Annotated in this window: 10 protein-coding genes and 2 tRNA genes; 8 read left to right on the plus strand and 4 right to left on the minus strand. The window is 60.9% G+C overall.

Annotated elements, in window-relative coordinates; all coding sequences use genetic code 11:
- Positions 1–23: 23 nt before the first annotated feature.
- The 4 genes from ACM6IM_RS20165 to ACM6IM_RS20180 form a co-directional block, all read right to left on the minus strand.
- Complete coding sequence (locus ACM6IM_RS20165) at positions 24–1589, minus strand: ABC transporter permease (protein ID WP_414866115.1); 1566 nt, start codon at positions 1587–1589, stop codon at positions 24–26.
- Positions 1589–2599: an extracellular solute-binding protein gene (locus ACM6IM_RS20170; RefSeq protein ID WP_414866116.1), complete on the minus strand. Its 1011-nt coding sequence runs from the start codon at positions 2597–2599 to the stop codon at positions 1589–1591. The genes ACM6IM_RS20165 and ACM6IM_RS20170 overlap by 1 nt, the downstream gene beginning before the upstream one ends.
- 319 nt (positions 2600–2918) lie before the next feature.
- Positions 2919–3005 (minus strand) — tRNA-Leu (locus ACM6IM_RS20175).
- Positions 3006–3171: 166 nt separating this feature from the next.
- Positions 3172–3258: transfer RNA gene (locus ACM6IM_RS20180), tRNA-Leu, on the minus strand.
- A 226-nt stretch (positions 3259–3484) separates the two neighbouring features.
- Between ACM6IM_RS20180 and rnr the strand changes: the two genes are divergently transcribed.
- From rnr to ACM6IM_RS20220, 8 genes are all read left to right on the plus strand, one after another.
- Positions 3485–6112 carry a ribonuclease R gene (gene rnr / locus ACM6IM_RS20185; RefSeq protein ID WP_201193671.1) on the plus strand — a complete coding sequence of 876 codons (2628 nt, stop codon included), beginning with the start codon at positions 3485–3487 and terminating at the stop codon, positions 6110–6112.
- Positions 6109–6870 (plus strand): 23S rRNA (guanosine(2251)-2'-O)-methyltransferase RlmB, encoded by a 762-nt coding sequence (gene rlmB, locus ACM6IM_RS20190; RefSeq protein ID WP_201193669.1) that lies wholly within the window; start codon positions 6109–6111, stop codon positions 6868–6870. The genes rnr and rlmB overlap by 4 nt, the downstream gene beginning before the upstream one ends.
- A gap of 298 nt (positions 6871–7168) precedes the next feature.
- Entirely contained in the window at positions 7169–7591 is a 423-nt protein-coding gene (gene rpsF / locus ACM6IM_RS20195) for a 30S ribosomal protein S6 (RefSeq protein ID WP_037015709.1), read from the plus strand.
- A gap of 28 nt (positions 7592–7619) precedes the next feature.
- Complete coding sequence (gene rpsR, locus ACM6IM_RS20200; protein ID WP_002551829.1) at positions 7620–7850, plus strand: 30S ribosomal protein S18; 231 nt, start codon at positions 7620–7622, stop codon at positions 7848–7850.
- Between the two features lie 36 nt (positions 7851–7886).
- Positions 7887–8780, plus strand: a complete 894-nt coding sequence (locus ACM6IM_RS20205; RefSeq protein WP_414866117.1) for a hypothetical protein — start codon at positions 7887–7889, stop codon at positions 8778–8780.
- 21 nt (positions 8781–8801) lie between these two features.
- Entirely contained in the window at positions 8802–9248 is a 447-nt protein-coding gene (gene rplI / locus ACM6IM_RS20210; protein WP_175375463.1) for a 50S ribosomal protein L9, read from the plus strand.
- A 133-nt stretch (positions 9249–9381) separates the two neighbouring features.
- Positions 9382–10779: a replicative DNA helicase gene (gene dnaB / locus ACM6IM_RS20215; RefSeq protein WP_414866118.1), complete on the plus strand. Its 1398-nt coding sequence runs from the start codon at positions 9382–9384 to the stop codon at positions 10777–10779.
- A 192-nt stretch (positions 10780–10971) separates the two neighbouring features.
- Positions 10972–13278 (plus strand): YgiQ family radical SAM protein, encoded by a 2307-nt coding sequence (locus ACM6IM_RS20220; protein ID WP_201193665.1) that lies wholly within the window; start codon positions 10972–10974, stop codon positions 13276–13278.
- Positions 13279–13498 lie beyond the last annotated feature (220 nt).

Here is a 13498-nt window from a genome sequence, read left to right on the forward strand (position 1 = left end):
GCGGCGCTCGGACAAAGGCGTTGTCAGCGACCCAGGTACATCCGCGTGGTCAGCAGGTACACCGGCAGCCCCGATACCACGATCAACAGCGCCGCATAAGGCGCCGCCGCCGCGAACTCCACGTTCGCGGTATGCGCCCACACCTCTGTGGCCAGCGTGTTGAGCCCGGTTGGGCTCAGCAGCAGCGTGGCCGTCAGCTCCTTCATCGCATCCAGGAACACCAGCGCAAACGCCGCTCCCAGTGCCGGAAAAATGATTGGCAAGGTCACCCGGCAAAACGCGCTGAAAGACGATGCGCCCAGCGTGCGAGCGGCTTCTTCCAGTTGCGGGGCGGCCTTGTTCAGGGCGGTGCGGATCGGCGCCTGCGCCAGTGGTAGAAACAGCAGCGCATAGGCAATCAACAGCAATGCCGAGGTCTGGTACAGCGCCGGCACATAATGCAGGGCGAAATACACCAGTGTCAGGGCGATCACCAGGCCTGGCAGCGCGTGCAGCAGATACGGCAGGCGCTCCGCCCAGATGGCCAGTGGGCCTTTGTAGCGCACCACCAGCAATCCCACCGGGACGGCCAGCACCAGGCACAGTGCGGCGCCACCCAGGGACAGTGCGAGGGAGGACAGGAGCGCCTCGCTGATCGCGGTCACCGGAAACGCCGCCGAAGAGCCTACCATCAGCCAGTACGCCAGCATTCCCAGCGGAATGCCGCTGCCGATGATTGCCAGTGCCAGGCAGTAAAGCTGTCCCGCGAACGCCCAGGGGCCCAGGCGAACCTGCTCCGCGCGCCGCGCTGCGCCCTGGCCGGTGCGCACATGACGCCCTTTGCCGCGCACCCGCAGCTCGAGCCACAGCAGCATCAGGCACAGCGCCAGCAGCACCGCCGACAGCATCGCGGCGTTGGCGTTGCTGAATTCCAGTTCGAATTGCTGGTAGATCGCAGTGGTGAAGGTCTGCAGGCCGATGATCGACAGCGCGCCGAACTCCACCAGCATGTGCAGCGCAATCAGCAGCGAGCCCGCCAGTAGTGACGGCCACAGCAGCGGCAAGGTGACTTTGAAGAACACGCCCCAGCGATTCTGCCCAAGCGTGCGCGCCGACTCTTCCAGGGAGGGATCGAGATTGCGCAGCGTTGCCGCGACCGGCAGAAAGATCAGTGGGTACTTGGACAGCGTCATCACCAGGATGGCTCCGCCCAGGCCTTCGAAGTGAGCGCTCAGCGAAACCCAGGTGAAGCTGCTGACAAACGCTGGCACTGCGAATGGCAGGCACAGGATCACGCCCCACAGGCGTCGCCCCGGTAAATTGCTGCGCTCCAGCAGCCAGGCCAGTGACAGGCCGATGACACCGCAGGCAACCGTCACGCCAACCATCAGCGCCAAGGTGTTGCGCAGCAGGCCGAATACGTAGGGGCGCCACAGCAAATGCAGCGCCTCGGCCCAGCCGGCCTGCCAGGTTTTCAGGCCGACATACGCCAGTGGCAACAGGCTGAGCACCACCAGCAATAACACCGGCAGCAGCAGCCAGATCGACGGCCGCTTGCGCCGTGGCACGTAACCCCCGCGCGCGGCGGGGGCGGATAACGATGCGCTCATCAGTTCAGGCCAACGTCGCGTTCCAGGTCCAGGGCTTCTTCAGCATTGCCGAGGTCCGCAGGGGTGACGTTGGGCGCTTGCAGTTCACTGAAAGGCTTGAGGCCACGGTCCGATTCCATGCCCTTGTGCAGCGGGTACTCGGCAGTGGTCTGGGTGATCACGCGCTGGCCTTCTTCACTGGCCATGTAGGCGAGCAATTGCTGGGCTTCCTTTGGGTGTTTGGTGGATTTCAATACTGCAGCGCTGGATACGGTGATCAGCCCGCCGACGTCGCCGCCGGTGAAGTAGTGCAGTTTCGAGTCGAGCTGTCCTTTTTCGCGCTGCAAGGCGAACCAGTAATAGTTGTTCACCAGCACGGTGGCGACTTCGCCGTTTTCCACGGCCTTGAGTGCGACCATGTTGTTGCTGTAGGTCTTGCCGAAGGCACGCAGGCCGGTCAGCCATTCCTCGGCTGCGTCCATGCCGTGCACCTTGATGATGGCGACCGCCTGTTCCTGGAACGCACCGCTGGTGGGCACGAAACCGACCTTGCCTTGCCATTTCGGGTCGGAAAACTCCATGACTGACTTGGGCAGGTCTTTTTCGTCGATCAGTTTGGGGTTGAAGGCCACGACGCGTACCCGAGCGGTGACGCCGATCCAGGTGCCGTTCTGGGCAACGTAGTCCTTGGGCAGGACGGCGAGGGTGGTGGCATCGGTCTGGGCCAGCAGGCCTTGTTCGCCGAGTTTGTTCAGCGGTGGCGACTCTTCGGTGTAGATCACGTCGGCAGGCGAACGATCGCCTTCTTCGACGACCTGGCTGGCGAGCTGGTTGCTACTGCCTTTGCGCACGTTGACGTGGATGCCGGTCTTGGCCTCGAAGGCCTTGGCGACGGCGTCGCCGACTTCCTTGTGTTGGCCGTTATAGAGTGTCAGGGAAACGGGGTCGGCAGCCTGGGTGAGGTGAGTGGCGAGTGCCAGGCTGAACAGGGTGATGGTCAGGCCGCGGCGCAGGGTATTTCGAAACATCATTCGCAGGGTTCCTCACTGTCGCATTGCAAAAACTTGCAACAATGATAAACGATATTGTTTCTCAAGTGCGCCTTGCGGGCTGGAGACGCTTTTGGTAGGGCGTGATGCTTGCCGGTTGGAGCGGCGGGTCGACGCGCGATTGCTCGCCAGGGTCGTCAACCATGGCGCGGGTTGTTCCGATGCCTGCGTTTTATGGGGGGGGCATCGCGAAGCAGGCTCGCTCCCGCAGTGGGGCGGAGGTGTTTCGGGGGCCAGAAATGCAAAAACCCGCTTTCGCGGGTTTTTGTGAGATTCAGGATCGTGATCCTGAATCTGAAATTGGTGCCCAGAAGAAGACTCGAACTTCCACGACCGTAAGGTCACCAGCACCTGAAGCTGGCGTGTCTACCAATTTCACCATCTGGGCATTCATCTTCAGCGTTGCCGCTGTTGATGTGGCGCACTATACGTAGCGCATTTTGATCTGTAAACCCCTGATTTGGTTTTAATAAATCAAATGCTTAGAATGCAAAAACCCGCTTTCGCGGGTTTTTGTGTGAGTCCTGAAATTCATCTAATCTCAAGCTCGAAATTGGTGCCCAGAAGAAGACTCGAACTTCCACGACCGTAAGGTCACCAGCACCTGAAGCTGGCGTGTCTACCAATTTCACCATCTGGGCAGCATCGGCAGCGCTAGTGCGTCGTCGATGGCGCGCACTATACGGAGCGTCTTTTTAACTGTAAACCCCTGGCCTCAAAAAAACCTGAAAAATGTTACCGGCGGCATTCAAATCGGCTTTGTGGCGTCGATAAAGGGCTTTAGAAGGGCTGTCGCAGCCCGAAATTTCCCGTTTCATTGCGCCTATGCCAAACTAACCCGCATATAGACAAGGTGAAAACTCTCTAATGGCCGATTGGCAGTCCCTCGATCCCGAGGCCGCTCGTGAAGCGGAAAAATATGAAAACCCTATTCCCAGCCGCGAACTGATCCTTCAGCACCTTGCTGATCGGGGTTCGCCTGCTAACCGCGAGCAGTTGGTCGAAGAGTTCGGTCTGACCACCGAAGATCAGATCGAGGCCCTGCGTCGCCGCCTTCGCGCCATGGAGCGCGATGCCCAACTCATTTATACCCGTCGTGGCACCTATGCGCCGGTGGACAAGCTCGACCTGATCCTGGGTCGCATCAGCGGCCACCGTGATGGCTTCGGCTTCCTGGTCCCGGACGACGGCAGTGACGATCTGTTCATGAGCCCGGCGCAAATGCGCCTGGTGTTCGATGGCGACCGCGCCCTGGCCCGAGTGTCCGGCCTGGATCGCCGCGGTCGTCGCGAAGGCATGATCGTCGAGGTGGTGTCCCGCGCTCACGAAACCATCGTGGGCCGTTACTTCGAAGAGGGCGGTATCGGCTTCGTGGTGGCGGACAATCCGAAAATCCAGCAGGAAGTGCTGGTGACTCCGGGTCGCAATGCCAACGCCGATATTGGCCAGTTCGTCGAAGTGAAGATCACTCACTGGCCGACGCCGCGCTTCCAGCCGCAAGGCGACGTGATTGAAGTCGTGGGCAACTACATGGCGCCGGGCATGGAAATCGATGTCGCCCTGCGCACCTACGATATTCCCCACGTCTGGCCCGATGCGGTACTCAAGGAAGCCGCCAAGCTCAAGCCGGAAGTCGAGGAGAAGGACAAGGAGAAGCGCATTGACCTGCGCCATCTGCCGTTCGTCACCATCGACGGCGAAGACGCCCGTGACTTCGACGATGCGGTCTACTGCGAAGCCCGTCCTGGCAAGCTGCGCCTGTTCTCCGGCGGTTGGAAGCTGTACGTGGCGATTGCCGACGTCTCCAGTTATGTGAAGCTCGGTTCGGCGCTGGACGCCGAAGCCCAGGTTCGCGGCAACTCGGTGTACTTCCCCGAGCGCGTGATCCCGATGCTGCCCGAGCAACTGTCCAACGGCCTGTGCTCGCTGAACCCGCTGGTCGATCGCCTGGCCATGGTCTGCGAGATGACCATCTCCAAATCCGGCGAAATGACCGACTACTGCTTCTACGAAGCGGTCATTCACTCCCACGCACGCCTGACCTACAACAAGGTCAGTGCGATGCTCGAGACGCCGAAAGCCACCGAAGCGCGCAAGCTGCGTGGCGAATACACCGACGTCGTCCCGCACCTCAAGCAACTGTATGCGCTGTACAAGGTGCTGCTGGCTGCCCGTCATGTGCGCGGCGCGATCGATTTCGAAACGCAGGAAACCCGGATCATCTTCGGTTCCGAGCGCAAGATCGCCGAAATCCGCCCGACCGTGCGCAACGATGCACACAAGCTGATCGAGGAATGCATGCTGGCGGCCAACGTGGCCACCGCCGAATTCCTGAAAAAACACGAAATTCCGGCGTTGTACCGCGTTCACGACGGCCCGCCGCCGGAGCGCCTGGAAAAACTGCGCGCCTTCCTCGGTGAGCTGGGTCTGTCCCTGCACAAAGGCAAGGATGGCCCGTCGCCCAAGGATTACCAGGCGCTGCTGGCGAGCATCAAGGATCGTCCGGATTTCCATCTGATCCAGACGGTCATGCTGCGCTCGTTGAGCCAGGCGGTGTACACCTCCGACAACCAGGGCCACTTCGGCCTGAACTACGAGGCTTACACCCACTTCACTTCGCCGATCCGCCGCTACCCGGACCTGCTCACGCACCGGGCGATCCGCAGTGTGATCCACTCGAAGATGAACACCCCGCACGTGCGCCGTGCCGGTGCGATGACCATTCCGAAGGCGCGCATCTATCCGTACGACGAGGCGGCGCTGGAGCAGCTTGGCGAGCAGTGCTCGATGAGCGAGCGGCGCGCCGACGAAGCGACCCGCGACGTGGTGAACTGGCTCAAGTGCGAGTTCATGAAAGACCGCGTGGGCGAGTCGTTCCCGGGCGTGATCACCGCCGTGACCGGTTTCGGACTGTTCGTCGAGCTGACCGATATCTACGTCGAAGGCCTGGTCCACGTCACGGCGCTGCCTGGCGATTACTACCACTTCGACCCTGTGCACCACCGCCTCGCCGGTGAGCGTACCGGGCGCAGTTTCCGCCTCGGCGATACCGTTGAAGTGCGTGTGATGCGCGTCGACCTGGACGAGCGCAAGATCGACTTCGAGATGGCTGAAAAGACCATCAGCGCGCCGATCGGTCGCAAGAAGCGCGGAGCTGAAACCACCGCGCCGGTGCCATCTTCGGCCAAAACGGCTGAGCCGGCTGCGGCGAAAACCGGTCGCCGTACCGCCAAGGAAAAGCCTGTCGAAGCCTACCGCTCAAGCGATGCCGCGGCGAAAAACGCCGAAGTGCGCAAAAGCCGGGAGCTGAAGAAGGCGCTGCTGAGCGAGGCGAAAAGCGGTGGTAAAGCGCCTGCCGGTGGCAAGGCCGGGCGTTCCGCGCCTGACAAGGCGCCTGCCGGCAAGCCCAGCAAACACCGTAAAGGCCCGCCCAAAGCGGGTTCCGCTCCAGCTGCCAAAAGCACCGGGGCGCGTAAACCGAAGGCCAAGTCATGAGTCAGTTGGAAAAAATCTACGGCGTACATGCCGTAGAAGCCTTGCTGCGTCACCACCCCAAGCGCGTCAAGCAGATCTGGCTGGCGGAAGGCCGCAGTGAGCCGCGGTTGCAAAACCTGATCGCGCTCGCGGGTGAAAACCGTGTGCCGGTCGGCAATGCCGAGCGACGTGAGCTGGATGCCTGGGTCGAAGGCGTGCACCAGGGCGTGGTGGCCGAGGTGAGCCCGAGCCAGGTCTGGGGTGAAGCGATGCTCGACGAACTGCTCGATCGCACCGAGGGCGCGCCATTGCTGCTGGTGCTCGATGGCGTGACCGACCCGCACAACCTTGGCGCTTGCCTGCGTTCGGCCGATGCGGCCGGTGCGCTGGCGGTGATCGTGCCGAAGGACAAGTCGGCCACGCTGACCCCGACAGTGCGCAAGGTCGCCTGCGGCGCGGCGGAAGTGATTCCATTGGTCGCCGTGACCAACCTGGCTCGCAGCCTGGAAAAGCTCAAGCAGCGCGGCTTGTGGGTCGTGGGCACGGCCGGTGAGGCGGAACAGAGTCTGTACCAGCAGGACATGACCGGCCCGACCATCCTGATCATGGGGGCGGAAGGCAGCGGCATGCGCCGCTTGACCCGTGACCTGTGCGATTACCTGGTGCACTTGCCGATGAGCGGCAGCGTCAGCAGCCTCAACGTTTCCGTGGCGACCGGCGTCTGCCTGTTCGAGGCGCAGCGCCAGCGTAGCGTGAAGGCGGCAGGCAAAAAAGCCTGATCCTACGCGATCCAAATGTGGGAGCGGGCTTGCTCGCGAAAAGTGGTGTGTCAGTCAAGAGTCACGTCGACTGGCATATCGCATTCGCGAGCAAGCCCGCTCCCACAGTTATTTTGTGATGAGGCAATTGTTCAAATAATCACCAATTGCCTTGCACCTCTTCAGTCCCTTCTCTACAATTGCGCCCCTTGCTGTGACGGCAGGCACGCATGTGTCTCCCGCAAGCAAGTCCATAAGTGTCATTCACTCCTTGTCTGATCGCTTTTGAGCGGCAGGCTACAACCCGTAAGGAGCATTCATGCGTCATTACGAAATCATCTTTTTGGTCCACCCGGATCAAAGCGAGCAAGTCGGCGGCATGGTTGAGCGTTACACCAAGCTGATCGAAGAAGACGGCGGCAAAATCCACCGTCTGGAAGATTGGGGCCGTCGTCAACTGGCCTACGCAATCAACAATGTTCACAAGGCTCACTACGTGATGCTGAACGTTGAGTGCACTGGCAAGGCCCTGGCCGAGCTGGAAGACAACTTCCGTTACAACGATGCAGTGATCCGTAACCTGGTCATCCGTCGCGACGAAGCCGTTACCGGCCAGTCCGAGATGCTCAAGGCTGAAGAAAACCGCAGTGAGCGCCGTGAGCGTCGCGACCGTCCTGAGCACTCCGACGCCGAAGGCGTTGACGGTGATGACAGCGACAACAGCGATAACGCTGACGAGTAATCCACGGACCTTTTGAGGAGCCTATTACATGGCACGTTTCTTCCGTCGTCGTAAATTCTGCCGCTTCACCGCTGAAGACGTGAAGGAGATCGATTACAAAGATCTCAACACTCTGAAAGCCTACGTATCCGAGACCGGCAAAATCGTTCCAAGCCGCATCACCGGTACCAAAGCTCGTTATCAGCGTCAGCTGGCCACCGCTATCAAGCGCGCCCGCTTCCTGGCCCTGCTGGCCTACACCGACAGCCACGGCCGCTGAGACCGGGCAGTCGACACGTAGCAAAGGATTGAAAGCATGCGTGCCTTAGCTGAGTTCATCATGCGCGGCCGTGTGCAGGCCACTCTCGTAGTGGCTGGATGTGCTGCATTGCCGTTGTTGTATTGGTTGGGTGCTGCCGCCGGATGCCTCGTGCTCCTGCGGCGCGGATTGCAGGACGCCCTGGGCGTTCTGGCTCTGGGACTGCTGCCGGCGTTGGTCTGGTGGCTTTATTCCGACGACCCACGGGCACTTCTGGTGCTGCTGGGGTCTTCGAGCCTTGCGTTGGTTTTGCGCGCAAGCGAATCCTGGGTCCGCGTGCTGCTGGTCAGCATAGCGATGGGGGTGGTGTTTGCAGTGGTGCTGGGGACAGTTTTTGCTCCCCAAATCGAGATGCTGGCGCAGGCCTTGATAAAGGTCATGCCGTCGCTACTCGGTGATGTCTACCAGAAGTTGTCGGTGGATGAGCAAGCGCATTTTGCGTCCCTGATTGCACCGGTCCTGACCGGCCTGATTGCGGCCTTGTTGCAGATCGTCAGTGTGCTGAGCCTGCTTGTCGGGCGCTACTGGCAGGCGTTGTTGTACAACCCGGGTGGTTTTGGTCGCGAGTTTCGCACCATCCGGTTCCCGCTGGGGCTGGCGATGTTACTGCTGGCGTGCATGCTTCTGGGGCCGAACATCGGTCCGCAGATGGCCATGTTGACGCCGTTGTGCAGTGTACCGCTGGTGTTCGCCGGGCTGGCCCTGATTCACGGGCTGGTGGCGCAAAAGCGACTTGCCAGGTTCTGGCTGGTGGGGTTGTACGTCACGTTGTTGCTGTTCATGCAGCTGATCTATCCGTTGCTGGTGGTCCTGGCCATCGTCGACAGCCTGATTGATTTTCGCGGTCGTCTGGCGCCGAAAGACGCCGATAACGCGAACGGTGAAGGTTAAAAGTTAAGAGGTTAATACCAAATGGAACTGATCCTGCTGGAAAAAATCGCCAACCTGGGCAACCTGGGCGACAAAGTAAAGGTTAAGGCCGGCTACGGTCGTAACTACCTGCTGCCTTTTGGCAAAGCCACCGCTGCGACCGCTGCCAACCTGGCTGCGTTCGAAGAGCGTCGCGCTGAGCTGGAAAAAGCTGCTGCAGACCGTAAGGCATCGGCTGAAAGCCGTGCTGCTCACCTGGCTGAGCTGGAAGTGACCATCACTGCCACTGCCGGTGACGAAGGCAAGCTGTTCGGTTCGATCGGCACCCACGACATCGCTGATGCACTGACCGCCTCTGGCGTTGAAGTGGCAAAAAGCGAAGTTCGTCTGCCGAACGGCACCATTCGCCAGGTTGGCGAATACGACGTAGCCGTGCACCTGCACGCCGAAGTCGAAGCGACCGTACGCGTTGTCGTGGTAGCCGCTTAAGCAACACCTGATCGGCTGGCGGCTTGTCCGTCAGACGGTTAACATCGGGCACGATCCTGTTTACAGGTCGTGCCCTTTGTCTTTCTGGGAACTCCCGTTTTCAATCCTGCTTTTCCGACAAAACCAAGTGACCATGAACGAAATCTCCGCTCCCGAGCAATACGATCTGCAAACCGCCGCGCTGAAGGTGCCGCCGCATTCCATCGAAGCCGAACAGGCTGTACTCGGTGGTCTGATGCTGGACAACAACGCCTGGGAGCGCGTGCTCGATCAAGTCTCCGACGGTGATTTCTATCGACATGACCACCGCCTGATTTTCCGCGCGATTGCCAAGCTGGCCGACCAGAACTCGCCAATCGACGTCGTGACCCTTGCCGAGCAACTGGACAAGGAAGGTCAGACGTCCCAGGTCGGCGGCCTCGGATACCTGGGTGAATTGGCGAAGAACACGCCGTCCGTCGCCAACATCAAGGCTTATGCGCAGATCGTTCGCCAGCGCGCGACCTTGCGTCAGCTGATCGGCATCAGCACCGAAATCGCCGACAGCGCCTTCAACCCGGAAGGTCGCACCGCCGAAGAGATTCTCGATGAAGCCGAACGGCAGATCTTCCAGATCGCCGAGGCGCGACCCAAGACCGGCGGTCCGGTGGGCGTCAACGATTTGCTGACCAAGGCGATCGACCGCATCGACACCCTGTTCAACACGGGCGAAGGCATCACCGGACTGTCCACGGGCTACACCGACCTCGACGACAAGACCAGCGGCCTGCAGCCGGCCGACCTGATCATCGTCGCCGGCCGTCCGTCCATGGGTAAAACCACCTTCGCGATGAACCTGGTGGAAAACGCCGTGCTGCGCAGCGAGAAGGCCGTGCTGGTTTACTCGCTGGAGATGCCAGGCGAATCGCTGATCATGCGTATGTTGTCGTCCCTGGGACGTATCGACCAGACCAAGGTTCGTTCGGGTCAACTGGATGACGATGACTGGCCGCGCCTGACCTCGGCGGTCAACCTGCTCAATGATCGCAAGCTGTTCATCGACGATACCGCCGGCATCAGCCCGTCGGAAATGCGCGCCCGCACCCGGCGGCTGGTCCGCGAGCATGGCGATGTCGGCCTGATCATGATCGACTACCTGCAACTGATGCAGATTCCGGGCTCCAGCGGTGACAACCGGACCAACGAGATTTCCGAGATCTCCCGATCCCTGAAGGCCCTGGCCAAGGAATTCAACTGCCCGGTGGTCGCCCTGTCCCAGCTCAACCGCTCCCTCGAACAACGACCGAACAAGCGCCCGGTGAACTCCGACTTGCGGGAATCCGGAGCGATCGAGCAGGACGCCGACGTGATCATGTTCGTGTACCGCGACGAGGTGTATCACCCGGAAACCGAGCACAAGGGCATTGCCGAGATCATCATCGGCAAGCAGCGGAACGGTCCGATCGGTTTTATCCGGCTGGCGTTCATCGGCAAATACACACGCTTCGAGAATCTGGCGCCGGGTAGCTATAACTTCGACGACGACGAATAACCCGTGGGAGCGGGCTTGCTCGCGAAGGTGCTGTGCCAGACAACATCAATGTCGACTGACGCACCCCCTTCGCGAGCAAGCCCGCTCCCACATGGATGTGCGGAATTTCCGACCACAGCCGTCGGAATTGGTCAAAATTTGTGCTATATTCCGCGCCCGCGAAATTCCACGTAAGCCAAACCGGTCATCGTCATGCAAACAGCCAAGCCGTTATTTGACTATCCCAAGTACTGGGCCGAATGTTTCGGTCCAGCGCCATTCCTGCCAATGAGCAGGGAGGAGATGGATCAGCTTGGCTGGGATTCCTGCGACATCATCATCGTGACCGGCGATGCCTACGTTGACCATCCGTCGTTCGGCATGGCGATCATCGGCCGGCTGCTGGAGGCCCAGGGCTTCCGCGTCGGGATCATTGCCCAGCCGAACTGGCAGTCCAAAGACGACTTCATGAAGCTCGGCGAGCCGAACCTGTTTTTCGGCGTCGCGGCCGGCAACATGGACTCGATGATCAACCGCTACACCGCCGACAAGAAAATTCGCTCCGACGACGCCTACACGGCCGGCGGCCTGGCGGGCAAACGGCCCGACCGCGCGAGCCTGGTGTACAGCCAGCGTTGCAAGGAAGCCTACAACCACGTGCCGATCGTGCTCGGTGGCATCGAGGCCTCCCTGCGCCGCATCGCCCACTACGACTACTGGCAGGACCGGGTGCGCAACTCGATCCTGATCGACGCCTGCGCCGATATCCTGCTGTACGGCAACGCCGAGCGGGCGATTGTCGAAGTGGCCCAGCGCCTGTCCTATGGCCACAAGATCGAAGACATCACCGACGTGCGCGGCACGGCGTTCATCCGTCGCGATACGCCCAAGGACTGGTACGAAGTCGACTCCACGCGCATCGACCGTCCGGGCAAGATCGACAAGATCATCAACCCGTACGTGAATACCCAGGACACCCAGGCCTGCGCCATCGAACAAGAGAAAGGTCAGGTTGAGGATCCACAGGAAGCCAAGGTCGTGCAGATCCTGGCCAGTCCGAAGATGACCCGCGACAAGACCGTGATTCGTCTGCCGTCGGTGGAGAAAGTGCGTAACGATGCGGTGCTGTATGCCCACGCCAACCGCGTGCTTCACCTGGAAACCAACCCGGGTAACGCTCGTGCGCTGGTGCAGAAGCATGGCGAGGTCGATGTCTGGTTCAACCCGCCACCGATTCCGATGACCACTGAAGAAATGGACTACGTGTTCGGCATGCCCTATGCGCGCATTCCGCACCCGGCGTACGGCAAGGAGAAGATCCCGGCCTACGAGATGATCCGCTTCTCGGTGAACATCATGCGTGGCTGCTTCGGCGGCTGCACCTTCTGCTCGATCACCGAGCACGAAGGGCGGATCATCCAGAACCGCTCCGAAGAATCGATCATTCGCGAGATCGAAGAGATCCGCGACAAGGTGCCGGGTTTCACCGGGGTCATTTCCGACCTTGGCGGCCCGACCGCGAACATGTACCGCATCGCCTGCAAGAGCCCGGAAATCGAATCCGCGTGCCGCAAGCCGTCGTGCGTGTTCCCCGGCATCTGCCCGAACCTGAACACCGACCACTCGTCGCTGATCCAGCTCTACCGCAGTGCCCGTGCCTTGCCGGGCGTGAAGAAGATCCTGATCGCTTCCGGCCTGCGCTACGACCTCGCGGTCGAGTCGCCGGAGTACGTCAAGGAGCTGGTGACCCATCACGTCGGTGGTTACCTGAAGATCGCCCCGGAACACACCGAGGAAGGGCCGCTCAACCAGATGATGAAACCGGGCATCGGCAGCTATGACCGGTTCAAGCGCATGTTCGAGAAGTACTCCAAGGAAGCGGGGAAAGAGCAGTACCTGATTCCTTACTTCATTGCCGCGCACCCGGGCACCACGGACGAAGACATGATGAACCTGGCCCTGTGGCTCAAGGGCAACGGTTTCCGTGCCGACCAGGTGCAGGCGTTCTACCCGTCGCCGATGGCCAGCGCCACCGCGATGTACCATTCGGGCAAGAACCCGCTGCGCAAGGTGACGTACAAGAGCGAGGCGGTGACCATCGTCAAGAGTGAGGAGCAGCGTCGCCTGCACAAGGCGTTCTTGCGCTATCACGACCCCAAGGGTTGGCCGATGCTGCGCGAAGCGCTGCTGCGCATGGGCCGCGGCGACCTGATCGGACCGGGCAAGCACCAGTTGATCCCGCTGCACCAGCCGTCGACCGACAGCTACCAGAGCGCCCGTCGGAAAAACTCGACACCGGCTGGCAGCCACAAAGTGGCCGGTGAGAAGACCACCAAGATCCTGACCCAGCACAACGGTCTGCCACCTCGCGCCAGTGATGGCGGCAATCCGTGGGACAAGCGTGAGCAGGCCAAGGCCGCAGCGTTTGCACGCAACCAGCAGGCGGCCAAGGAGCGCAAGGAAGCGGCCAAGGGCGGCAAGGGCCAGAAGCCGACGCGCAAGCCGGTCGTGCCGCGCTGAGGCCTTGATGAAATGAACGGAACGCCAACCTTCGGGTTGGCGTTTTGCGTTGTGGCGGGCGCTGATACTGGCTTGGGCCTGTCGGCCTCATCGCTAGCTGGCTAGCTCGCACCCTGAAATGCAGGCCTTTTGTGGGAGCGAGCCTGCTCGCGCTGAGGCCGTTCCCGCCAACAAGTTTGCAACGGCCCGCCACAAATACGTGCAACCGATTCCCGATGAT

It is taken from the genome of Pseudomonas sp. IT-P12 (genome assembly GCF_949767465.1).
Lineage (GTDB): Bacteria > Pseudomonadota > Gammaproteobacteria > Pseudomonadales > Pseudomonadaceae > Aquipseudomonas.